The sequence below is a fragment of the Chryseobacterium taeanense genome (genome assembly GCF_900099685.1).
Lineage (GTDB): Bacteria > Bacteroidota > Bacteroidia > Flavobacteriales > Weeksellaceae > Chryseobacterium > Chryseobacterium taeanense.
Window position 1 is genome coordinate 73,810 of record NZ_FNDW01000003.1, and the last position, 23,250, is coordinate 97,059.

Annotated in this window: 22 protein-coding genes; 17 read left to right on the top strand and 5 right to left on the bottom strand. The window is 34.9% G+C overall.

The genetic code is table 11. The features are described 5' to 3' along the window. Window positions 1-73: 73 nt before the first annotated feature. Window positions 74-337 carry a hypothetical protein gene (locus tag BLR30_RS05805; protein ID WP_089856084.1) on the bottom strand — a complete coding sequence of 88 codons (264 nt, stop codon included), beginning with the start codon at window positions 335-337 and terminating at the stop codon, window positions 74-76. A 339-nt stretch (window positions 338-676) separates the two neighbouring features. Beyond that, window positions 677-3,283: an ATP-dependent chaperone ClpB gene (clpB, locus tag BLR30_RS05810; protein WP_089856086.1), complete on the bottom strand. Its 2,607-nt coding sequence runs from the start codon at window positions 3,281-3,283 to the stop codon at window positions 677-679. 460 nt (window positions 3,284-3,743) lie between these two features. Between clpB and BLR30_RS05815 the strand changes: the two genes are divergently transcribed. Further along, complete coding sequence (locus BLR30_RS05815; protein ID WP_089856088.1) at window positions 3,744-4,322, top strand: TetR/AcrR family transcriptional regulator; 579 nt, start codon at window positions 3,744-3,746, stop codon at window positions 4,320-4,322. 66 nt (window positions 4,323-4,388) lie between these two features. On the opposite strand, the gene BLR30_RS05820 is transcribed toward BLR30_RS05815, so the two are convergent. Beyond that, complete coding sequence (locus BLR30_RS05820; RefSeq protein WP_089856518.1) at window positions 4,389-5,216, bottom strand: endonuclease/exonuclease/phosphatase family protein; 828 nt, start codon at window positions 5,214-5,216, stop codon at window positions 4,389-4,391. A 162-nt stretch (window positions 5,217-5,378) separates the two neighbouring features. Further along, window positions 5,379-6,716 carry a dihydroorotase gene (locus tag BLR30_RS05825; protein WP_089856090.1) on the bottom strand — a complete coding sequence of 446 codons (1,338 nt, stop codon included), beginning with the start codon at window positions 6,714-6,716 and terminating at the stop codon, window positions 5,379-5,381. Between the two features lie 203 nt (window positions 6,717-6,919). On the opposite strand from BLR30_RS05825, the gene BLR30_RS05830 reads away from it, so the two are divergent. The 8 genes from BLR30_RS05830 (at window position 6,920) to ribA (ending at window position 13,921) form a co-directional block, all read left to right on the top strand. Further along, window positions 6,920-8,338: an oligosaccharide flippase family protein gene (locus tag BLR30_RS05830; protein ID WP_089856092.1), complete on the top strand. Its 1,419-nt coding sequence runs from the start codon at window positions 6,920-6,922 to the stop codon at window positions 8,336-8,338. A gap of 120 nt (window positions 8,339-8,458) precedes the next feature. Next, a complete protein-coding gene (locus BLR30_RS05835; protein WP_089856094.1) occupies window positions 8,459-9,475 on the top strand; it encodes a sugar phosphate nucleotidyltransferase in 1,017 nt (338 codons plus the stop codon). Window positions 9,476-9,582: 107 nt separating this feature from the next. Beyond that, entirely contained in the window at window positions 9,583-10,431 is an 849-nt protein-coding gene (locus BLR30_RS05840) for a lipoprotein insertase outer membrane protein LolB1 (RefSeq protein ID WP_089856096.1), read from the top strand. Beyond that, window positions 10,428-11,993, top strand: a complete 1,566-nt coding sequence (locus BLR30_RS05845) for a murein hydrolase activator EnvC family protein (protein WP_089856098.1) — start codon at window positions 10,428-10,430, stop codon at window positions 11,991-11,993. The genes BLR30_RS05840 and BLR30_RS05845 overlap by 4 nt, the downstream gene beginning before the upstream one ends. Window positions 11,994-12,022: 29 nt before the next feature. Next, the gene (locus BLR30_RS05850) at window positions 12,023-12,229 is read left to right on the top strand and encodes a twin-arginine translocase TatA/TatE family subunit (protein WP_089856100.1); all 207 of its coding nucleotides are present in this window, start codon (window positions 12,023-12,025) and stop codon (window positions 12,227-12,229) included. A gap of 16 nt (window positions 12,230-12,245) precedes the next feature. Then, the gene (locus BLR30_RS05855; RefSeq protein ID WP_089856102.1) at window positions 12,246-12,860 is read left to right on the top strand and encodes a DUF4254 domain-containing protein; all 615 of its coding nucleotides are present in this window, start codon (window positions 12,246-12,248) and stop codon (window positions 12,858-12,860) included. Further along, window positions 12,857-13,306, top strand: a complete 450-nt coding sequence (locus BLR30_RS05860; protein ID WP_089856104.1) for a hypothetical protein — start codon at window positions 12,857-12,859, stop codon at window positions 13,304-13,306. Before BLR30_RS05855 ends, BLR30_RS05860 begins: the two co-directional genes overlap by 4 nt. Window positions 13,307-13,324: 18 nt before the next feature. Next, window positions 13,325-13,921 carry a GTP cyclohydrolase II gene (gene ribA, locus BLR30_RS05865; RefSeq protein WP_089856106.1) on the top strand — a complete coding sequence of 199 codons (597 nt, stop codon included), beginning with the start codon at window positions 13,325-13,327 and terminating at the stop codon, window positions 13,919-13,921. 66 nt (window positions 13,922-13,987) lie between these two features. Here ribA and BLR30_RS05870 read toward each other — a convergent pair whose 3' ends face one another. Then, window positions 13,988-14,506, bottom strand: a complete 519-nt coding sequence (locus BLR30_RS05870) for a hypothetical protein (protein ID WP_089856108.1) — start codon at window positions 14,504-14,506, stop codon at window positions 13,988-13,990. 121 nt (window positions 14,507-14,627) lie between these two features. Here BLR30_RS05870 and BLR30_RS05875 point away from each other — a divergent pair, with 121 nt between their 5' ends. The 8 genes from BLR30_RS05875 (at window position 14,628) to BLR30_RS05910 (ending at window position 23,250) form a co-directional block, all read left to right on the top strand. Then, on the top strand, window positions 14,628-16,319 hold the full coding sequence (locus BLR30_RS05875; protein ID WP_089856110.1) for a glycoside hydrolase family 3 protein: 1,692 nt from the start codon (window positions 14,628-14,630) through the stop codon (window positions 16,317-16,319). Window positions 16,320-16,328: 9 nt separating this feature from the next. Beyond that, window positions 16,329-16,967 carry a hypothetical protein gene (locus BLR30_RS05880; protein WP_139164592.1) on the top strand — a complete coding sequence of 213 codons (639 nt, stop codon included), beginning with the start codon at window positions 16,329-16,331 and terminating at the stop codon, window positions 16,965-16,967. Window positions 16,968-16,985: 18 nt separating this feature from the next. Then, a complete protein-coding gene (gene bshA, locus BLR30_RS05885) occupies window positions 16,986-18,134 on the top strand; it encodes an N-acetyl-alpha-D-glucosaminyl L-malate synthase BshA (RefSeq protein ID WP_089856114.1) in 1,149 nt (382 codons plus the stop codon). Between the two features lie 223 nt (window positions 18,135-18,357). Then, window positions 18,358-18,837 (top strand): hypothetical protein, encoded by a 480-nt coding sequence (locus BLR30_RS05890; RefSeq protein WP_139164593.1) that lies wholly within the window; start codon window positions 18,358-18,360, stop codon window positions 18,835-18,837. Between the two features lie 325 nt (window positions 18,838-19,162). Next, window positions 19,163-20,449, top strand: coding sequence for a hypothetical protein (locus tag BLR30_RS05895; RefSeq protein ID WP_089856118.1), 1,287 nt, complete (start codon window positions 19,163-19,165; stop codon window positions 20,447-20,449). A 17-nt stretch (window positions 20,450-20,466) separates the two neighbouring features. After that, window positions 20,467-21,021 (top strand): DUF6705 family protein, encoded by a 555-nt coding sequence (locus tag BLR30_RS05900; protein ID WP_089856120.1) that lies wholly within the window; start codon window positions 20,467-20,469, stop codon window positions 21,019-21,021. 72 nt (window positions 21,022-21,093) lie between these two features. Then, complete coding sequence (locus BLR30_RS05905; RefSeq protein WP_139164594.1) at window positions 21,094-21,774, top strand: hypothetical protein; 681 nt, start codon at window positions 21,094-21,096, stop codon at window positions 21,772-21,774. Between the two features lie 210 nt (window positions 21,775-21,984). Further along, entirely contained in the window at window positions 21,985-23,250 is a 1,266-nt protein-coding gene (locus BLR30_RS05910) for a DUF2851 family protein (protein WP_089856123.1), read from the top strand.

A 23,250-nucleotide genomic window follows, 5' to 3' on the forward strand; every position in this document is an offset into this window, starting at 1 on the left:
GATATTTTAACCCTCTCAGGTAAAAATTCATGATATTAAGACAAATAAAAACCACTCTTTCGAGTGGCTTAGATTAATAACCAACAAATTCAGATGCTTTCACTGCGACTGCTTTTTCAAGAGTAACATAAAGATTTGAGCAAACTCTTTTTAAGTCGGCCATTACCTGATCTGATGATTTAGCTTGATGAAATAGTGTTGTATTCGGCAAATTGTATGTATTGCCATATTGTGTAAATACATCATGATAATTCAATTCCAACATAGCCGCTTTAACTTCGGTGTGTTTAGTATTAATATCATAAGATATTAATACGTTTCCAATAGTTGTTCCCATAAATTTATATTTTAAAATTAGCTGTAAAGAAAAGATTATTTAAACCCAAAAATTTATGGAAAACCTTATCATTCTTATCTTTTTTATGATATGCTTGTTTAAATAAATTTTTAGTTTAGCTAAAAAAGTTGTTATTATTTGTAGAACAGTTTAATTACCTCACAATCCAAAAAAATTGTGTTCTTCGCTGAGTGAAACGCGTTTGCGAACTTAAAAACAGCTAGTATGAAAAAATCTTTGTGGACTTTGCGTTTATAGAATTCAGTAAAACAAAAAATAAGTGCCGCAGAAATCATCTACAGCACTTACTTACAAAAATAATATATATGAAAAAACTACTTATAAATCTGTCGGCCTGAATACCAGCCCTGTCTCTTCAAAATAATCCAGCGTGATTCTGTCGCCGTCATTTACTTTACCTGCAAGAATTTCTCTTGATAATTTATTGAGAACTTCCTGCTGAATCACTCTTTTCAAAGGTCTTGCACCGAAAGCAGGATCATATCCTTTATTCATCAGATAATCTACAGCATCCTGGGTAGCTGTCATTATGATATTGCGTTTTGCGAGCATTTCATTAAAACCTCTCAGCTGATAGGTAACAATCTTTCCGATTTCTTTTTTTCTTAACGGCTGGAATAAAACCACTTCATCAATTCTGTTCAGAAACTCCGGACGTAACGTTTGCTTCAAAAGATCGAAAACCTCATCTTTTGCTTCTTCCAAAGTTTCCGGGCTGATATTATCATCGTTATCCCGTTGAGCAGAGTCGAAACGCTCCTGAATCAGATGCGAACCTAAATTCGAAGTCATAATAATGATCGAGTTTTTGAAATTCACGACACGACCTTTATTATCCGTTAAACGCCCGTCATCTAAAACCTGCAATAACGTATTGAAAACATCAGGATGCGCTTTTTCAATTTCATCTAAAAGCACAACCGAATAAGGTCTTCTTCTCACAGCTTCAGTCAGTTGCCCGCCTTCATCATAACCCACATATCCCGGAGGCGCGCCCACTAATCTTGAAACACTATGACGTTCCTGATACTCACTCATATCAATTCTCGTCATGTTATTTTCATCATCAAATAAAAACTCTGCCAACGCTTTTGCCAGCTCAGTTTTTCCGACTCCGGTGGTTCCTAAGAATAAGAATGAACCAATCGGTTTTTTATCATCACTCAGTCCTGCCCTGTTTCTTCTGATGGCATCGGCCACCGCTGTGATGGCTTCATCCTGACCCACAACTCGGTGATGAAGCTCTGTTTCAAGATTTAATAATTTCTCCCTTTCAGATTGAAGCAATTTTGTAACAGGAATTCCTGTCCATTTTGCGATCACCTCAGAGATATTTTCAGAAGTTACCTCCTCTTTAATCAATTCATTCTGATGGTTCTGCATTTCAATTTCAAGCTTTGAAAGATCTTCTTCTTTCTCACGAAGTTTTCCGTACTGAATTTCCGCTACTTTAGCATAATCTCCCGCTCTTGAAGCTCTTTCTGCCTCTAATTTCAGAGCTTCGATTTCCTTTTTTATATTCGTTAAATCCTCAGATTTTTGTTTTTCTTTCAGCCACTTGGCGTTGATTTCATTTCGCTGCTCGGAAATCTTTGCAATATCTTCTTTTAAATGATCAATTTTGGTCTGATTTCCTTCTCTTGAAATTGCTGCCAGTTCAATTTCAAGCTGCATTAATTTTCGGTCGAGAACATCCAGTTCTTCAGGTTTGGAATTGATTTCCATTCTCAGTTTAGCCGAAGCCTCATCGATCAGGTCAATCGCTTTATCCGGTAGAAACCGGTCTGAAATATATCGCTGAGACATTTCTACCGCCGCAATAATCGCTTCGTCTTTGATTCTTACTTTGTGATGTGCCTCATATTTATCTTTAATTCCCCGAAGAATAGAGATTGCTGATTCCGTATCAGGCTCATCCACCATTACTTTCTGAAAACGTCTTTCCAGCGCTTTATCTTTTTCAAAATATTTCTGATATTCATTCAGAGTTGTAGCACCGATAGCTCTTAGTTCTCCTCTCGCCAAGGCTGGTTTCAGGATATTGGCAGCATCCATTGCACCTTCACCACCTCCGGCTCCCACCAGTGTGTGGATCTCATCGATGAAAAGAATAATCTGCCCGTCAGATTTAATCACCTCATTCACTACCGATTTCAGACGCTCTTCAAACTCACCTTTGTATTTTGCACCGGCGATTAAAGCGCCCATATCCAGTGAATATAATGTTTTATCGATCAAATTTTCGGGAACATCACCACTGATAATCCGGTGGGCAATTCCTTCAGCGATGGCAGTTTTACCAACACCCGGCTCCCCGATGAGAATCGGATTATTTTTTGTTCTCCTCGAAAGAATCTGCAACACTCTTCTGATCTCTTCATCACGCCCGATTACAGGGTCAAGTTTCCCTTCTGCTGCTAATTCATTGAAATTTTTAGCATATTTACCTAATGACTGATAAGTTTCTTCCGAGCTTGCAGAAGTAGCTTTGCTTCCTTTTCTTAATTCTTTAATTCCGCCTTCCAGAAGATTTTTCGTAACACCCATATCTTTCAGCATCTTAGAAACTTCTGAATTTGTTTCTAATAAGGAAAGCCAAAGATGCTCGATTGTTACATATTCATCGCCCATTTTTTTGGCGATATTCGGGGCATCAAGCAATACTTTATTTGCCGATTGCGAAAGATAAATGTTTCCTCCCTGCACTTTAGGAAGTTTTTCTAAATTTTCACGGTTACGCTCTCTTACCAAATTAGCATCTGCTTCAGACTTTTTCAGTAAGAAAGGTGAAATATTTTCATCTACCTGAAAAATACCTTCAAGAAGATGTTGAGGCTCAATACTCTGGTTGCCAAATTCCATAGCTACCTGTTGTGCAGCCTGGATGGCTTCCTGTGATTTTACAGTATATTGGTTTAAGTTCATATTATTTAGTTGATGGTTTATAGCTGATGGTTTAAAGTTTACATATTAACATCAAAATTTATACAATTCTCTTTTTTAAAATAATGATTTTTGTTATTAAAAAACATTAAGATCAAAGTCGCTAATTCTAATCTTAATGTCTCTATCAATCATTTAATTCGAAAGCTATATCGCAAAAAGTATTCAATTGTTGATTTTAAAAAAAATAAAGACAAAATTTCCGAAATTCACACTTTCACACTTAAAATCATTAGACAAAATTTCCGATTTTATTAATTCCAGTGATAAATCATAGCATAACCGTCAGATGTAACAGGATTACAAATGGTAAAGTTCCGTTGAATGATAAAAAGGCTTTCATTTAATTTCTCACAATTCAATCTTACGAATACTTACGTATAAAATCATCCTTTCAAAATACCTTTTTACGAACAAAATAATTACTTTTGCGTTTTACCAGATGGAACTTAAAGAAAAACAAAAAAAAATATTAGACGTTGCTGTAGAACTTTTCAAGGAAAAAGGCTACATGGGAAGCTCTGTAAGGGATTTAGCTACAAGACTGAACATCAAGGCCGCATCTCTTTATGCACACATCCGTTCCAAGGAAGAAATTCTTGAATGGATCTGTTTTGGTATTGCCCAGGAGTTTTTTGATGAGCTTCAAGAGGTAAAAAACACGGATATCACTCCAAAGGAAAAACTGAACCTGTTTATTGAAAAACACTTATCCGTAGTGCTTCAGAACCGTGATGTCACACATATTTACTCCAATGAGTGGAAGCACCTTGAAGAAAGGCTTAGCGAGTTTGTAGAACTGAGAAAGAATTATCAGCAGGAAGTGGAACAGTTGATCTCGGATATTTACAGAGCCGAACAGTGGGAACTTCGCTCACCATCTTTCACAACCCGGTTTATTCTTCACACCCTGAATAATTCCTATTTTTGGTTCAAGAGAAATACAGAATCGACTACGGAAATCACAGACCAGATCAGAGACAAGATCTTATTTGGACTTTTGGGCAAACATAAAAATTAATGGAGCCTTTCATCGTTGTGAAAAACTCCATTTTATTTTTTTAGCTTACATCTAAATTACTTTTTTTTAAAACTGTAAATCTACTAAAACCGGAAAATGATCCGACGGATAAAGCAAGTTTTCGCGTCTGTCGTTAATATGTCTGTGTGACTTAATTTTAAAACCTTTTACAAAAATATAATCAATTCTGTCTTTAGGAATTTCATTCACATTGAAACCGGTAAAAGTTCCTTTCGGGCCATAATGCTTGGTTTCAGAATGATAATAACTGTCCTGTAAGTTTTGTGACATAATTTTAATCGGCTCAGAATCTTCGGTAAGGTTAAAATCACCACTCACGGTAAGCGGCAGGTTTTTAGGATTTAATTCTTTAATTTTCTTTAAAATAAGCTCAGAAGATTTCACCCTTGCTACATTTCCTATATGATCGAAGTGAAGATTCATTGCCATAAATTGTTTATTCGATTTTTTATCTCTGAATACAGTATAAGTACATATTCTATTGAGCGCGGCATCCCATCCTTTAGAGGGCTTTTCAGGTGTTTCGGAAAGCCAGAACGTTCCCGATTTCAGCACCTGAAGCCTTTCGGTATCGTAAAAAATGGCAGAAAATTCACCTTTTTCTTTTCCATCGTCTCTCCCTACTCCTACATAATCATAGTTTTTCAATCCGTTCTTAATGTCCTTCATCTGTTCCGGCAGTGCTTCCTGAACGCCAAAATAATCCGGATGATAATAGGTAAGAAGGTCTGCAACATCCTGTTTTCTATTCGTCCATGAATTTTCTTTATCAGAATCCACATTCAGCCTGATATTGAAACTCATTACTTTAAGATCCTGCGAAAACCCTAACGCAAACATCATAAGACACACGATTGAAAGTCTGAAATTCATATTCATTTTATATTCGTTAATTTCATAACAAAAGTAATGCATATCATCAGAAGAGCATTAATAATGGACAGTTTTTAATATTAAATATCATTAAGACTTGGCTGACTCCAACAAAAAGTTTTTTGAGAAGCATATAAATATTGTACAGTTATTTGTTAAAAATTATTCCTGAACTTCAAAAAGCAAGCGCTCTCCAAATTTCCGTTCATTGATTTTTCCGTTTTCGTAAACCAGATTCCCATTAACGAAAGTATGTGTTACTTTAGAATGGAAATTCATTCCTTCTAACGGGCTCCATCCACATTTATAGAGAATATTTTCTTTGGCAACCGTCCAGTTTTCATTCAGATCAACCAAAACTAAATCGGCTTTATAGCCTTCTCTCACAAAGCCTCTTTTTTCAATTCTGAAAAGAATCGCAGGATTGTGAGCCATTTTTTCAACGATCTTTTCTAAAGAAATTTTTCCGTTTTTATAATTCTCCAGCATAACAACCAATGAATGCTGCACCAGCGGTGCTCCTGAAGGACATTTGGTATAAACATTTTGCTTTTCTTCCAAGGTGTGCGGTGCGTGGTCTGTGGCAATCACATCAATTCTGTCATCCAGCAACGCTTCCCAAAGTCCGTCTTTGTCTTTTTGCGTTTTCACGGCCGGATTCCATTTAATTAGTCCACCTTTTGTTTCATAATCTTCGTTGGTGAAGGTAAGATGATGAACACAGACTTCTGCGGTAATTTTTTTATCTTTTAAAGGAATATCATTTCTGAAAAGTTCCGTCTCCTTCGCCGTTGACAAATGGAAAACATGCAGTCTCGCTCCTGTTTTCTTCGCCAGCTCAATGGCTTTTGACGAAGATTTGTAGCACGCTTCTTCACTTCTGATAAGGTGATGGAATTTCACAGGAATATCTTCACCATATTCATCAATATATTTTTGGGTGTTTGCTTTAATGGTAGCCTCATCCTCGCAGTGAACGGCAATCAGCATTTTGGTATTACCGAAAATATTTTCAAGGGTTTCCGGATTATCAACCAGCATATTTCCCGTGGAAGATCCTAGAAATAATTTAATTCCAGGAACATTTCTCGGATTTGTTTTCAATACCTCTTCAAGATTATCATTCGTTCCTCCCATCATAAAACCATAATTGGCATACGCTTTTTGAGAAGCAATTTCATATTTATCTGCTAATAATTCCTGCGTTACAGCATTCGGAACCGTATTGGGCTGATCTATAAAACTTGTTGTTCCTCCGGCAATTGCAGCTCGCGATTCAGTTTCGATATCTCCTTTATGAGTAAGTCCCGGCTCACGGAAATGTACCTGATCGTCTATCACTCCCGGTAAAAGATATTTTCCTGAACCGTAAATAATCTGATCTGCTTCCTCAGAAATCTGGGTATCTATTTTGGAAATTAAATCATTTTCAATTAAAATATCACCTTCAACGATTTTTCCTTCGTTAACGATTTTTACATTTTTGATTAATATCTTCATTTTAACTTAGAAATTAGATGTTAGAAATTAGAAGTTAGTTTCGAAGATTATACATTATAAATAAGACATCATGCTGATCACTAATTTCTAACTTCTAATCTCTTGCTTCTATAAAAGCAAAATTAAGGTTTATGAACGAATTTTAACCCCGCCAACAACAAATCAATTTCTAAATATTTACATTTGCATAAAAATTTCAGATTTTGAAGAAGCTTCTTAACGAAACAATTATATATGGAATCGGGGCGATTATGCCGAGAGTCATTCTATTTATTTTAAATCCGTTATATATTGATCAGATTGACAAAAAGGATTTCGCCATATTTTCAAATCTTTATGCATTAATTTCCTTTGTTAACATTCTTCTTTCTTTTGGATTTGAAACTGCTTTCTTTCGTTTTTCATCCGAAAAAGACAATCAAAAGAAAACATTCAACACTTCTTTTTGGTTTCTGTTCGGGTTATCCACACTTTTTCTACTGGGATGTCTTATTTTCACACAACCTATTGCAGACACTTTAAAGTATTCCTCAAACCCGGAATACATCCGCTGGTTCGCATGGATCGCTTTTTTTGATAATCTTTGTGTTATTCCTTTTGCCTGGCTCCGTTACAATAACAAACCAATAAAATATTCTATGGTAAGAGTTTTGCAATCTTTGTTTCAGACTGTTTTAACTCTTGCTTTATTTCTGTATATCCCTTTAAAAATATCTCATGACTTTGGTTTAAAAGAAAAAGTTTCTTTTCCGTTTTACAGTAATCTGGCAGCTAGTTTTATGGGATTCGTTTTACTTCTTCCCGTAGTTTTCAAAATTCGGATTGAATTCTCTGTTGATCTTTTCAAAAAAATGATAAAGTATTCATGGCCAATTATGATCGCCGGTCTTGCTTTTATGTTTAATGAAAATTTCGACAAAGCCATTCAAATATGGTTCATTCCGGAAGAGGATGCCGGAGCATATGGCGGATGTTACAAATTAGCAGTTTTAATGACATTATTCGTAACAGCATACAGAATGGGAATAGAACCTTTCTTCTTTAAACAGATGAATAACGAAAATGCAAAGAATACTTATGCTAAAGTAACAGAATATTTTACATTTTTTGCCTCAACCGTTGCCATGGGAATTATCGCCAATATTTCATGGTTAAAACAGATTTTAATCCCAAATAGCTCTTATTGGACTGCAATTGACATTATTCCGATTATCGTAATTGCGAATCTTTGTTTTGGAATTTATTATAATTTTTCAACCTGGTACAAGGTAACGGACAGGACTAAAATCGGAACTATTATTTCATGGTTGGGAGCGGGTTTAACTATTATATTAAACTTAGTATTCTTAAAGAAATTTGGCTTCATGGTTTCGGCTTGGGTTACCTTTATAGCATATTTTGTAATGATGGTGACATCTTATTTATTAGGTCAGAAATACTATCCTATCCCTTACCGTATAAGTAAAATGATACTATTTTTAGGACTGTTAATTATTTTCAGCTATGTGATTGTAGAATTTTTTGATTACAATCTCTGGGTCGGCAATTTACTTTTCGCAGTCTATGCAGGTATGCTGATCTATTCTGAAAAAGAAATGCTACTCTCGAGAATTAAAAAATAACTTTGGTCTTTTATTTGTTGCTATGGGTTTCATTATTTAAATAATACTTAAAAGAAGTCATATACTTCAGCAACGGTTTTATTATTATCTTTATACAAATTAAAACTTACTAAATAATTTATGAAAATTATCGTTCCTATGGCTGGACGTGGTTCCAGATTACGTCCACATACTCTTACCGTTCCAAAACCTCTGATCCCTATCGCCGGAAAACCAATCGTACAGAGACTGGTAGAAGACATTGCCAAAGTCGCAGGAGAAGAAATTGAAGAGGTCGCTTTCATTATCGGAGATTTCGGTCACGAAATTGAAAAATCCCTGATTCATATTGCTGAAAAGCTGGGGGCAAAAGGCAGCATCTATTATCAGAATGACCCTCTTGGTACAGCACACGCCATTAAATGCGCAGAACAATCCATGACTGGAAATGTAGTAATCGCTTTTGCAGATACGTTATTCCGGGCAGATTTTATTTTAGATAAAAATTCCGACGGGGTAATCTGGGTGAAAAGCGTGGAAGATCCTTCCGCTTTCGGGGTTGTAAAACTCGACAATTATGGTTTCATTACAGATTTTGTTGAAAAACCTCAGACTTTCGTTTCAGATCTTGCTATCATTGGAATTTATTATTTCAACAGCGCAGAAAAGCTGATGAACGAGATCAATTACCTGATGGAGAATGACATTAAAAACGGTGGAGAATACCAGCTGACAACAGCTTTAGAAAACCTCCGTGCTAAAGGTGCAAAATTCACATTAGGGAAAGTAAACGACTGGATGGACTGTGGAAACAAAAATGCCACCGTAGAAACCAACAGCAAAATTCTCGCATACGAAAAAGAGACAATGTCTCAATATCCTGCTTCTGCTCAAATTGAAAATTCATTGATCATTCCACCTTGCTTTATCGGGGAAAATGTGAAAATTTCCAATTCTAAAGTAGGCCCGGGAGTATCGCTGGGTAACAATACAATTATCGTTAACTCAAACATTGAAAACTCACTGATTCAGGAAAACACAAGAATCAATCACGGAAATCTTTCTAATTCCATGATCGGAAATTCTGCACAATATTTCGGTGTGGCAAGGGAAATTTCTTTGGGTGACTATTCAGTTCTTGATTTCTTGTCGAAATAAATAAGCGAAATATTATCGTAAATAATTATCTTCAGACCACACAAAATGTTTTGTGTGGTTTGGCGTTAATATTGCAACGTAATTTTTAAAATTGAAAAGGTAAATACATGAAAAACTGGATCATAGTACTATTATTGCTTTTTGCTGTAACTTCCTGTAAAACGAGAAATTCAGCTAAAAAAGCCAATAAAAATATAAATATTGACAGCACATTTGTACTGGAAGATGATCGAAATCCGAAAGACATCAACCAGCCTGTCATTAATAAACTTCCGTTTTTTGAACATGTGATCCCGATGCCTCAGTTTGAGCAGATCAAAATAAACAGTAAAGTCAATGTTGAAACTGGCAGCTTTGTACCTACTCTCGATGCCACAATTTATATCGAAAAAGACAAAAAAGTCTGGATGAACCTTACAGCATTCATCATCACTGTTGCCCGTGGAATTGCTACTCCCGAAGGAATAAAAGGACAGGATAAAACAAGCAAAACATACATCGATTCAGATTTTGATTACCTTAATAATTTATTGAATGTTAATTTCATTGATTATAAGTCTCTTGAAAAAATCCTTTTGGGACGAACATTTGTCAGAATCAATGATTCGCAGTTTACATTGACTCAAAATTCTCAAGGCTTTAAAATGGCATCCAATGTTACCCAGAAAATTGTAACGGATGAAAAAACAAGAGAGTACAATATTGTGCTGAATTACGATACCAACTATGATTTATTAAATGTAAATCTGAAAGATGTACTGTCTCCTGACGAGCTTGATGTATCATACAGTAATTGGGAAGAAATCAACGGAATCCGTTTGCCCAGAAATGTTAAAATAATTATAAAAGGCTCAAAAAACAGCCAGATTTTACTGGAAAATACGAAATTTGATTTTTCGAGGATCGACACACCCTACTCGGTGCCGTCCAGTTATAAGAAAATTGAGATTAAATGATTAAGAAATTTAGCTTTTTAATAGGTATTTTATTATTTGGTCTCCATCAGGGCCAAAACAGCAAAAAAGAACAATTGCAAAAGCAAAATGCTGAACTTAAAAAACAAATTGCACAGATAAATACAGATTTAGCAAAAACCAGAAATGAATCTAAACTTTCCATAGCCTATCTTGATAATGTAAACAAGAAACTGGTACTAAGAGAGAAGGTTTACAACAATACTCAAAAAGAAAAAAGATTCATTGAAGACGAAATCTATCTTCGTCAGCTTGATATCAACCGCCAGAACAGAGAGCTGAAAGTCCTCAGGGAAAATTATGCTAAAGTTCTTGTCAATGCCTACAAAAACAAAGGTGTACAGAATAAGGTAACTTTTATTCTTTCAGCCAAAAATATGGGTGAGGCTATAAGAAGAGTACAATATTTAAAACAATACTCTGATTATCAGGATAAGAAAGCTGCAGAAATCACCACTGCCGCAGCAAAAATAAAGCAGTCTATCATACAGAAGCAAAATTCCGTAAAAGAAAAAGCCAATTTGCTTATCAACCAGCAGAAAGATTTAACAACAATCAATGCTGAAAAAGCTCAGAAGGAAAAACTTGTTGCAGATTTTAAGAAAAACGAATCTAAACTAACAACAGAGCTGAGACAAAAGCAAACACAGTCTAAAGCACTGGAAGGGCAGATCAGATCAATTATTGCGGAAGAAATCAGGATTGCAAAAGCTGAAGAAGAAGCAAGAAAAAAAGCTGAAGCTGAAAAAATACGTCTTGCTAAAATTGCTGCTGAGCGGGAGAAAGCCAGAATTGAAGCTGAAAATAAGGTAAAAGCAGAAGCCTTGGAAAAAGAAAGACTTGCTGCCGAAGCCGAGTCAAGAAAAGCATCCGAACTGGCAGCCAAACGTGCTGAGGAAGAAAGAAAGCGTAATGAAGAGGCTAAAAGATCAGAGGCAACAGCCAGAGATGAGGCCAGAAAATTAGCCGCAAAAAAAGCTTCTGATGAAGCTACTGCAAAAGCTAAAGAAGCATCTGAAAAGCTGGCAGCCGCAAGAGCCGCCGAAGCTGCACTCGCCAAAAAGAAAGAAGACGACAAAAAAGCTGCAGAAACAAAAGCAATGACCAGCTATGGCGTTACAACTGTTGCAGGAAGTAATTTTGCGGATAATAAAGGAAGACTTGGATATCCTGCCGATAAAATTGGTCAGATCACCCATCGTTTCGGAAGGCATCCTCACCCTGTATTTAAGAATATCGAAGAGGAGAATAACGGCATCAAGATCGCCGTACCATCCGGGACACGTGCAAGATCTGTATTCCCGGGAACTGTTTCATCTGTATTGGCAAATAGTGACGGAACCAAAACAGTTATCCTTAAACATGGTAATTATTTCACCATTTACTCTAATTTAGGAAGCGTAAGTGTTTCAAAAGGGCAGCAGGTATCAGCAGGAACCCCGGTAGGAGTAATCGGTCAGGATTTCGACGGAACCTATACCCTTGATTTCCAGGTATGGAACGGAAGTACACCCGTTGATCCTTTAGGTTGGGTTTCTTATTAAAAAAGATTAACTTTGTAAAAAATTTAGCAATGAATACATTAACAATATTGTCATTATCTTGGCAACACATCCTGATCGTAGCGATCATCCTTCTGTTGCTTTTTGGAGGAAAAAAAATCCCTGAACTAATGAGAGGAGTTGGTTCCGGTATTAAAGAATTTAAGGATGCTGTAAAGGAAGAGGATAAGCCTGGCTCTGAAAATAAGACCAACAACAATAATTCTTCTAGCAACTAAAAATTCTCAAAAATCAATGAATTTTACAGAGACTGCATGGAAAATCTTCAATCAATCTATTGAAGATTATCACATGTCTGATGACGTTAACACTCTAATTAATAACCCGTTCGAAAAAGACACTTTGGAACGAATTTTGTATGCAAAGAACTGGATTGATACCGTTCAATGGCATTTGGAAGATATAATTAGAGATGAAAATATTGATCCGGCTGAAGCTCTTAAAATAAAAAGAGTCATAGATGCTTCCAATCAGAAAAGAACTGATCTGGTAGAATTTATAGACGGCTGGTTTCTTAAAAAATTTGAAAGTGTAACTCCTAAACCTGAGGCAAAAATCAATACTGAGACTATCGCATGGGCGGTAGACCGGTTATCAATTCTGGCACTCAAGGTTTATCATATGTCGTTAGAAGCAAACAGAGATTCTGCTTCAGAAGAGCACAGAGCCAATTGTAAGGCCAAACTTGATGTACTTCTTACTCAGCATGAAGATCTTTCTACTTCTATTAATCAGTTGCTTGCTGATATTGAGAACGGTGATGTTAAGATGAAAGTGTACAAACAAATGAAAATGTACAATGACGAAAGTCTTAACCCAGTCCTATATCAAAAGGGGCAGCAAAAATGAAACGATTTCTTTTTTTTGGAGTATTATTAACAATAGCATCTTGCGCAACGGAAAAACCAAATTTTTCTCCGTTGTCTACAAGTTTTTATAGCGAAACCAAAACATCCGATTCTGAAAAAGGAAAAAGTATTGATATTAAAATAAAAGGTAACGTTAATGCTTCTGAAATTTCTAATCTGATCGCCACTTTTCCCCAATTCAAAAATACGGCTTTAAACAATGAAATTACAAAGTTAAAGTATAGTTTACAGAACTATCTTTATGCAATAGATGCTGGTAATGTGAATGGAAAAAATAAAGCTATAAAAGACTTTGAAAAATCTTATAAAAAAGTTCAGAAACTGAGACCAAACCTCACCAATGATGACGATGAAATTCTTAATCGCTATCTTGTAAGGCTAAAAACTAATGTTTCTGCTATCGAAGATTATATAAAGGGAAATTAAAATTAATTAAGGGGTTCAATGATTAAAATTCAGGCAGAGTCCAATGTTCCTACGGAATATGGCACTTTCCGAATGATTGCTTTATCCGAAAACGAAAATGACTGGATGCCTCATATGGCAATTGTCGCAGAAAAAACAGATTTTTCAAAACCTGTGAATGTGCGTTTCCATTCAGAGTGTATTACCGGAGAAGTTTTCCATTCAAAAAAATGTGAATGCGGCCAGCAACTCGATGCTGCCATGAAATATATCCATGAAAATGGAGGAGTTATTATCTATCTTCGACAGGAAGGAAGAAATATCGGAATCATCAATAAATTAAAAGCATATTCTTTACAGGAAAAAGGATTTGATACGGTAGAAGCCAATTTAAAACTTGGACTTCCCGCCGATGACAGAAACTTTGGGGAGGCCATTGAAATTCTAAATCTGTTGGGTATAAAAGACATTAATCTTCTTACCAATAATCCTGAAAAGGTAAAATATGTACAGGAAAGCAATATTCATCTGAATTCAAGAGTTCCTTTACAAATTCCGGCGAATGAAATAAGCAGAGGATATCTGCAGACAAAGAAAGACTATTTTGGTCATCTCCTTGATGACAACGACAAATAAATCAAAAGCTCCGAAATAAATTCCGGAGCTTTTTTTGTAATTATAAAAAACTGAAAAGATATATTCTTAATTAACTTTATAAGTCTTTATTCTAGACTCATCAATATTATAGTATTTAATCACTGCATTATAATCACTGGTATCTACAGAATTTACAGTTTTTCCGGCACTTGCAGGAACTAGTACAATTCTAAATCTTTGATTATTTAAATATTGAGTTGCTTCAGCTGAAGTAAGTCCTGTAGAGAGATTAAAATTTTGATCATCTATACTAATTTGTACATTATTTGTATCAAAAACAAAATTATATTGAAATTCTCTGTTTGTAGGCATTCCTGTAGCATCTGGTAAATACATCATTTTTGGAATCAATTGCCAGGAATCACCCAAATATCTATATACCAATACAACGTCAGTACCTTGTATAGCGATACCCTGTGTGAATGCATAACTATTTGAACTAGTAAAAGATCCTACAACATCTTTTGATTGCGAATACGTATCATAATCCGTATCATCATCCTTACAGCTGAATATAAATAAACCTACAAAGGCTAATAGTAAAATTGGAAGAAATTTTTTCATTTTATAAAAGTTTAGTTATTGTTTATTATTTATAATTCATATTCAAATCATATACCAAAAAATTCAAAAACATTGTTTTCCTCATTTTTTTAATTGTATTTTTGTTATTATTCAAAAAATTATGAAGAAACTGGTTTATACATCACTCTTTGTTCTCTTATTTTTAAGCTCAAAACTTACAGCCCAATATATTCCGCAAAATCTTTCTAAAGAAGATCTCAGAAAAGCAAATCACTGGGTAGACAAAACCTATAAACACCTTTCACAGGAAGAAAGACTGGGTCAGTTGTTTATTGTTGCATTATATACAAACAAAGGTGAAAATGAAATCAGTAACGTAAGAAATATTGTAGTCAATGATAAAATCGGCGGGCTGATTCTTATGCAGGATGATGCAGCAAGAGAGATCAGTCTTGTCAACGAATTTCAGCAAAAATCCAAAGTCCCTCTGATGATCGGAATGGATGCAGAATGGGGAGTATATCAAAGAATTGCTACATCTCATAAATTTCCGTGGGCTATGACGTTGGGAGCCATTCAGGACAAAAATCTCATTCATCAAATGTCTGCCAAAATTGCTGAAGACTGCCACAGAATGGGGATCAATTGGGATTTTGCGCCTGTTGTGGATGTCAATACCAATCCGAACAATCCAATCATTGGCAACAGAAGTTTCGGATCTGAGGTTAATAATGTCATCAGTTCAGCTTTAGCCTATGCAAATGGTCTTCAGGATAACAATATTTTAGCTGCTATTAAACATTTTCCGGGACATGGCGATACCAGCACAGATTCGCATCTTGATCTTCCTGTAGTTTCCCACAATCTGGAAAGGTTGAATAGTATTGAGCTCGCACCTTTTAAAGCTTTAATGAATAAAGGTATTGGCGGAGTAATGGTAGCGCATTTATATGTTCCGAGTCTGGAGTCCGGAAAGGGAATTCCCGCTTCGGTTTCCAAAAACATCATCACAGGTCTGCTGAAAGATCAATTAGGCTATAAGGGATTAATCATCACTGATGCACTAAACATGGGTGCAGTAGCCAACAAATACAAACCGGGCGAATTGGACGCTCTGGCTTTTAAAGCAGGAAACGATATCATGCTTTTTTCACAAGGGGTTGCTGAAGGAAAAAAACTCATCAAGAAAGCAATTGAAAATGGCGAAATTCCGCAGTCAAGAGTGGAAGAAAGCGTAAAGAAGATTCTCCTGACAAAATACTTCTTAGGCTTAGATAAATACACTCCCAGAAATCCTGACAATATCAATTCAGATTTAAATAATGATTCACACAAAACATTGGTTCAACATTTATATGCTAATGCTTTAACCTTATTAAAAGATGAAAAGAACTTACTTCCATTGCGTGACAAACAGGTTTACTATGTTCCTTTAGAAGAAGCTCCCTATCAAACCTTCGTTAATGAAATGGGATCTGACATCATGATTAAAAAAGCAAGTGAAATCAATACAATCCCTGCCAATTCCACCGTGATTGTAGGATTTCATAAAGATAATTCAACAGCGTACAAGCCCTATAAAATTTCTGACTCATCAAAAAAGATTTTATCTGAACTTACTAAAAATCAGAATGTAATTCTTAGTGTTTTCGGAAGCGCTTATGCTTTGAAAGATATTGATATTTCAAAGGTTTCCACAGTGTTGGTTGCTTATGAGAATAACGATGATTCTATGACGGCTACTGCCAAAGCTTTAAAAGGACAGACAAAAATATGGGGAAGGCTGCCTGTTTTGGTAAATGATAAATTAAAAGCCGGGATGGGGATTGATCTTAATTCTTCTACTAATTAAACCTAAAATATGATTCGGTTATTTGTTTTTTTAATTGTCATTTTTTCATTGCATCTTCATGCACAAACATATGATGCCACTTTATTTTATCTGGACGGAACAAAAAGATCCGGAAAAGCTGCAATAGTAAATAATGAAGAGCCTAAACTTTTATTTATCGAAAACGATTCAAAAAAGAAAGAAAAAATCAACGTAAAGTTGTTAGATAAGGTAGAATATATTAATCCTAAAAACAATCAGCCTGTAACTGCCGTACTAAAGGAATACACTTACTATTTTTTATCGGAAAAACCTAAAACACAGTATTCTTGGATGAGCAAAATATACACCGATGAAAACTTGTCTATGTACACCGCTTACGCTTATGATGGAGGAATTATGCATGGAAATCATTATACATCAGTGCCATCTTCATTAGTGAATTACTTTCTTCAATATAAAGATGAAAAACCGCAATTAATTTATTTCAACACAAATCTTCCGACAATAAATAAAAATAAGATTCTGAAAAGACATATCAGGAAATTCTTCAATGATAAATGCCCAGAACTTGTAAGCGATTTTGAGGCAGAAAAAATAGTAATTAAAAATAATAATCCCCAAATACTCATTGAGTATTATGATAAGAACTGCAGTACAAATAATTAAAAAATACCAACAAAATAAATGAAAATAGGCATACTTTGCTATCCGACCTATGGCGGAAGCGGAATTGTAGCAACCGAACTGGGAATGTCTCTTGCCAATAAAGGCTACGAAGTTCATTTTATCAGCAATGCGCTGCCGGCAAGACTAGATATTACGAATCCTAATATTTTCTTTCACAGGGTAAATGTTCAGACGTATCCGCTTTTCCAGTATCAGCCTTATGATATTGCGTTGAGCTCGATGATTTATCGTGTGGTAAATCTTTATAAACTGGATCTCCTTCATGCCCATTATGCTATCCCTTATGCGTACGCAGCTTTTACGGCAAAGCAGATGCTGAAAGAGGATGACAACGATATCCCATTGGTAACCACCCTTCACGGAACAGATATTACGCTTGTAGGACAGCACCCCAGCTATAAACATGCGGTAGAGTTTTCCATCAATCAATCCGATGCCATTACTTCGGTTTCCGAGAGTTTAAAGAGAGACACCCTTCAGTTCTTTAAAATCAAAAAGGAAATCCAGGTGATTACCAACTTTATCGACAATTCTGAATTTGAGGAACGAAATGAATGCCAGCGAACACAGTTTGCCAACCCGGATGAAAAAATCCTTATTCACGTTTCCAATTTACGGCCTGTAAAAAGAGTGAATGAAGTACTTCAGATTTTCAAAAATGTTCAGAATAAAGTAAAATCTAAATTAATCATCATCGGCGAAGGCCCGGATATGGAAAAGGTCAATGAGTTTTTAGAAGAAAATCCTGATCTTATTTCAAAGATCCGTTTGCTCGGAAAAGTAAACGATCTGTACCGAATTCTTCAGCTTTCTGACGTATTCTTATTACCCTCGGAACAGGAAAGTTTTGGGTTGGCCGCATTAGAAGCGATGGCTGCCAATACACCGGTCATAAGTTCCAATGCGGGCGGAATTCCGGAGGTAAACATCCAGGGCGAAACCGGATTTTTGGCAGAAATCGGTAATGTGGAGGCCATGAGCAACTACACGATCAAGCTGCTGAGCAATGAAGAGCTTTTAACCAAAATGAAAAAAAACGCAAAAGAGCAGGCCATAAAATTCGATTTGAAAAACATTCTTCCCATCTATGAGGAAATGTACAGAACGACCATCGAAAATTTTAAAAGAGAGCTGACGAAAGCATAAGCGTTTAACAGAATTAAATACAGGCTGCATTTTTTGATGCAGCTTTTTTTATCTTATTCTTATTTGGCTAATTTTTTTAATACAAATCTAAAATTTCATTGAAATCATAAACGCATTTAATATTTTAAAGTAAATATTTTCATATTTCACTGATTATTAAATATTTAAATCAAATTAAAAAGTTTTTTATTATTTTAGTTTCTATTAATTAAAATTATAAATGATGAGTGCAAACAATCAAATCAGTGTAGAAATCCCACAGACCGTACTTAATGATGTAGCGCAAAAGCTACAGGACTGCAAAACATTATTGGCTCCATATTTACAGGGGCTAACGGTAGATCAACGAAAAAAACTTTTTAAAATGGGCGACAAAACCGTTGCTACCGTACAGAAAGTAAAAGACTACCTTGAAACCAATCCTGAATTTGCGCCTGCCTACATGGACAAAACAGAATTTCTGAAAGATGAAGCCGTGGTTACCGGCCTTAGCCCATTAGGAAATTTAGCCACGCAACTGGCTTCAGACATCGACGATACGGTAACGCTTGCGGGAAGCGAAGCTTTAATTTCCGCCTTATTTTATTACGGAACCACCAAAGAAGCTGCCGATAAAGGAATTGCTACAGCCAAACCCATTTATGACGATCTCAGCCAAAGATTTGTAAGAAGGGGAAACAAGGCTGTTCCTAAAAAAGAATAAGTTATCTCCTCTTATCTGTAAAACGACTCTTTTATACTCGTCATTGAGTATAAAAGAGTCGTTTTTGACACTAAATCTGTCAACGTTGTCACAAAAAGACTCACCGACGAGGTAAAAAGACTCGACAACCACTCTAAAAGACTGGTTTTTGAGATAAAAAGACTCAACCGCCAGTCTTTTTACCTCAACGGCGAGTGTTTCAATTTAAAAGAGCTCAAACAAAAATTACTTGAAAAATTTCAGGATTTTATTTTAGATTTGCAGTATCACATCAAAGTGATAAAAAATTTATATATTTAAACCTCAAAAAAACGTTACAATAACTATGACGAAAAAAATTTCATCGCTGTCTTTCATGGCAGTGTTTCTTTTTCTTCTCAACTCCTGTGTACATGATGAGATCTATTCTGCCTCCGCTTCTGAAGAGTATCACTCTAAAAGTCTCTGGAAAGAGGATGAAATCTACATCAAAAATATTATTAAAATCTACGAAGAAAATGAAAATGAGATCCGTAAAGAGCATGGAGCAGCATTATGGGAATATGCAATGACGATGGATAAGTTTGACGAAAGCTATCTTGTAGTTCCTGTACGCAGAAATGGCAGAATCGTGGAAGTTCTGGAAGTTCCCCGATTTGGAAGAAAAGTATATTTCAGGTATTCTGACGATGATGATAAAGTTGTCCTTTTTAATCAACTGATGACCGACAGACCCAAAAAAACTCTTCCGGCATCTTCTGTAAGTATGGCATCAAAAATAGTGTGCGTAGTGAAAACATTTTCTACGTGGTATCCGGACAATGAAAACAATCCTAGCGGAAGCGGACACTGGGAGACTTCATCCTACACCATTTGTACCGACCTTACCATCGATTCTTTTGAAAATCCGGATGATGGTGGTGGAAACGTAGGGTATGACTATCCACCTTTGGGCGGAGGATATGAAAATCCTACAGATAGTATTGTGGTAAACCAGACACCTTGCGAAAAAACAGAGAACATGCTTAACAATACAAAATTTAAACAAAAAGTAACTGCTATAGATAAGCCTGAAGTATTTGATTATGACCACGAAATGGGCTTTGCATCTGCCTACCCAGTTAATACTACTGTTACGGATATACAGTATCAACCAATGGAAAACTCATTAGGCACCCACAGTGTGAAATTACCTGATGGAAATCAATATTTTGGGTATATTCATTCTCACAATAATGAAAGTAATGGAGGAACTCCAATAAAAATATTTTCTCCATCTGATCTTATCACTTTTTTGACAAATTGCGTAAGAAATGCTGATGAACACGGAAGCATAGGAGATGCTTATTGTATGGTGATTACATCCGAAGGAAATTATATGCTTCAGTATAGTGGAACTGGTGATTATAGTATCGGTCCTAACCAAGTTAATAATTGGAAAAAATGGTACAAAGATAAATATGAAGAGTTGGTTAGAACTGATGAACTAACTCAACTCAATGTCGAGAAAACTTTTGCACAATTTTTAGCAGAAAGTGTAAATATAACCGGATTAGAAGTTTACCATGTAGAAAAAAGTTCGGGTAAAGCTTCTAAACTTAACACAAACGGCACAAAAACACCTTGTCCTTAACTTTAAAATATTAAACAATGAAAAACTTCTTTTTAATTATAATATTATTTACCCTTACGATATCTTGCAGGGCACAAATTTATCCATTGAGAACATTTACACAAATACCTCAAAATGCTTATTTAAAAGACACTAACAATGAGTTGCAATATTATGTAGGGACTTGGAAAGGAACGTGGAATAGCAAAACTATTTTAATTACATTCAAAAAGATAACAAATCAATATAATAGTAATTTAAAATATTATAAAGACTTATTAATTGGTAAATTTAAAGTTGAAGATTCTAATGGACAAATATTGTTTGATAATACATCTATTTCAGATAATGATGCTAAAATTACGGGTTCAGGAATAAGAAAAGTTGATGATAAATATTCTTTAGGATATATTGACCCTGATATATGTAATATGATGGGAAGCATATTGATAAATTTCACAAATCCGACAAAAACCCAAATGCTATTTACATTTTCCGATTGGACAGACATTATAACACCCGATTGTCCTTATTATAATGCAAGCCCATTTCCTGAACCACTTCCTAAAAGCATTATTCTAACAAAACAATAATGGTCAAAAAAGTTTTGATCATATTGTCGCTCGCATTGGGAAAAGTAATATTTTCTCAAATTGCTGAGCGAATTGAATTTTAAAAATTTCAACTCTATTGAACTGCCCAAAAAAGTTAGACGCTTTTTGGGGCAGTTCAATTTACCAGTTTATTTAAAAAGACATACAATGAAGAATTATATCCTTTTCCCCCTTTTTTATTTATCCATCAATTTATTTTCGCAGAATATCACTGAATATAAAATTTCTTTTTGCGGTAAACCTCAAACCTTACAACTTAACCAAAATAATAATGGTAAAATCACTGGATATCTTGAAACAAAATTATGGATAAAAAAAACTTTAAAAAGTAGGAGAAGCAAAGACCTTACTTTTAAAAAGGAATTATCAAAGACTCAGGCTGAAAAATTATTTTATAAACTAAAAAATGGTGGAATAGATTCTTTATCTGGCTGTGAAAATGGAAATAAAAATGAAAAGACAGCTTTTCTGGATGCCGATTATTTGGTTATTGATATCAAAAATGATAAAACGGATCATAAAGAATTTCCTGAAGTTTATCCGCTTTCTCAGAATGGTGGGAAGGTTGAAGAAAACTGCGTAAGAAATAAAGCTCAAAAAATAGTCAATTTAATTGATGAAGAAATCCATTTAAAAAATCAATTTGCAGAGCTAATAAAAGGACAAAAAATCGGTGTATATTGCTACGGTTCCGGAAATAGTATCTTATGTATTAAAAAGAAAAAGCAATGATAGAATTCTGCATTTCAATTTTTCATATTTGATCATAAAGAGGCTGAGGTGGTAGCCGGAAAAAGGTTATATAAATACCGTAAGATTATTATTCTCTGAATAAACCCTCACAAAAATTCATTTTCTTAAATATATATAAATTTTGGGTAGTCTTTTTTGTTTTACAAATAACACAAATTCCCTAAATTAGCTCAACACAAAAAAACACTCATGACAGAAAAATTATTCCAATACCTTTGGAACTATAAGGTTTTTACGCATTTTGATTTCAAAGATATTGAAGGAAACTCTGTTGAAATTTTAGATTTTGGAAAATGGAATAGCAATTCCGGTCCGGATTTTTTAACAGCAAAAATAAAAATCAATAACATTATTTTAGCCGGTCATATAGAGCTGCATGTAAAAGCTTCTGACTGGATTTTTCATAATCATTCTCACGATCCCAATTATCAGAATATGATCCTGCATGTTGTTTACCACAACGATATGGAAATAGATGAACTAAGGAATAAAAATGTTCCCACTCTTGAACTGAAAAACTACATCGATCAGAATATCCTTTGGAAGTACGAAAAACTGTTGAGCGGAAACCAGTTCATTGCCTGCGAGAATATCTTTAATCCTGATAAGATTCCGTTACATTTTCACGAAGAAAATATTCTTAAAAAACTTAATGAAAAATCTTTTGAACTGGAGAAAAGTCTCAATCAATTTAAAAATAATTTTGAAGCGGTCTTATTTCACAGTCTTGCCTACTCTTTTGGACTGAAAGTAAATGCTGATATTTTCAAACATCTGGCAGAAAGTATTGATTTTACTATTATCCTTAAAATCCGCCAAAACAGAACACAGTTGGAAGCATTGTTATTCGGAGTTTCTGGATGGCTGGAAGATCCTAAAGATGAAACCATGAAAATCTGGAAAAGGGAGTTTGAGTTTTTAAAAGCAAAATTCAATATCTCGGATTTAAAATTTCATCCGAAATTCTTAAGACTTCGACCGCCTAATTTCCCGACGATTCGGCTGGCTCAGCTTGCCGATTTATATTATCGTCACCAAAATTTGTTTTCAAAGATTATTCATGTAAAATCGTCCGAAGAATTATTCGATTTATTTAAAAATATAAAAGCCTCTGAATATTGGGACAATCATTTCAATTTTGGAAAAATCTCTACTGTAGAGAATTCAAAATTTCTAAGCAGAGATTTTATCGAACTTATCATTTTAAATACCATTTTACCTTTAAAATATACTTATCATAAATACTATAACGAGGAAATTGCAGATGAAATACTTGTTTTTTACAAAAGCCTTCCTGCGGAAAAGAATTCTGTTATCGACAGCTGGAAAAAACTAAAAACGAAGATCCCGACTTCCTTGGAAAGCCAGAGTTTGCTTTATCACTTTAGGCATTCCTGTGTTGAGAAAAATTGCTTAAATTGCGGTATTGGATTTAACCTTTTAAAAGAATCTTAA

What these genes read in the sequence shown, in the direction of transcription:
- BLR30_RS05805 (WP_089856084.1), bottom strand. Translation starts at nt 337, where the DNA reads ATGGGAACAACTATTGGAAACGTATTAATATCTTATGATATTAATACT.
- clpB (WP_089856086.1), bottom strand. Translation starts at nt 3,283, where the DNA reads ATGAACTTAAACCAATATACTGTAAAATCACAGGAAGCCATCCAGGCT.
- BLR30_RS05815 (WP_089856088.1), top strand. Translation starts at nt 3,744, where the DNA reads ATGGAACTTAAAGAAAAACAAAAAAAAATATTAGACGTTGCTGTAGAA.
- BLR30_RS05820 (WP_089856518.1), bottom strand. Translation starts at nt 5,216, where the DNA reads ATGAATTTCAGACTTTCAATCGTGTGTCTTATGATGTTTGCGTTAGGG.
- BLR30_RS05825 (WP_089856090.1), bottom strand. Translation starts at nt 6,716, where the DNA reads ATGAAGATATTAATCAAAAATGTAAAAATCGTTAACGAAGGAAAAATC.
- BLR30_RS05835 (WP_089856094.1), top strand. Translation starts at nt 8,459, where the DNA reads ATGAAAATTATCGTTCCTATGGCTGGACGTGGTTCCAGATTACGTCCA.
- BLR30_RS05840 (WP_089856096.1), top strand. Translation starts at nt 9,583, where the DNA reads ATGAAAAACTGGATCATAGTACTATTATTGCTTTTTGCTGTAACTTCC.
- BLR30_RS05845 (WP_089856098.1), top strand. Translation starts at nt 10,428, where the DNA reads ATGATTAAGAAATTTAGCTTTTTAATAGGTATTTTATTATTTGGTCTC.
- BLR30_RS05850 (WP_089856100.1), top strand. Translation starts at nt 12,023, where the DNA reads ATGAATACATTAACAATATTGTCATTATCTTGGCAACACATCCTGATC.
- BLR30_RS05855 (WP_089856102.1), top strand. Translation starts at nt 12,246, where the DNA reads ATGAATTTTACAGAGACTGCATGGAAAATCTTCAATCAATCTATTGAA.
- BLR30_RS05860 (WP_089856104.1), top strand. Translation starts at nt 12,857, where the DNA reads ATGAAACGATTTCTTTTTTTTGGAGTATTATTAACAATAGCATCTTGC.
- ribA (WP_089856106.1), top strand. Translation starts at nt 13,325, where the DNA reads ATGATTAAAATTCAGGCAGAGTCCAATGTTCCTACGGAATATGGCACT.
- BLR30_RS05870 (WP_089856108.1), bottom strand. Translation starts at nt 14,506, where the DNA reads ATGAAAAAATTTCTTCCAATTTTACTATTAGCCTTTGTAGGTTTATTT.
- BLR30_RS05875 (WP_089856110.1), top strand. Translation starts at nt 14,628, where the DNA reads ATGAAGAAACTGGTTTATACATCACTCTTTGTTCTCTTATTTTTAAGC.
- BLR30_RS05880 (WP_139164592.1), top strand. Translation starts at nt 16,329, where the DNA reads ATGATTCGGTTATTTGTTTTTTTAATTGTCATTTTTTCATTGCATCTT.
- bshA (WP_089856114.1), top strand. Translation starts at nt 16,986, where the DNA reads ATGAAAATAGGCATACTTTGCTATCCGACCTATGGCGGAAGCGGAATT.
- BLR30_RS05890 (WP_139164593.1), top strand. Translation starts at nt 18,358, where the DNA reads ATGAGTGCAAACAATCAAATCAGTGTAGAAATCCCACAGACCGTACTT.
- BLR30_RS05895 (WP_089856118.1), top strand. Translation starts at nt 19,163, where the DNA reads ATGACGAAAAAAATTTCATCGCTGTCTTTCATGGCAGTGTTTCTTTTT.
- BLR30_RS05900 (WP_089856120.1), top strand. Translation starts at nt 20,467, where the DNA reads ATGAAAAACTTCTTTTTAATTATAATATTATTTACCCTTACGATATCT.
- BLR30_RS05910 (WP_089856123.1), top strand. Translation starts at nt 21,985, where the DNA reads ATGACAGAAAAATTATTCCAATACCTTTGGAACTATAAGGTTTTTACG.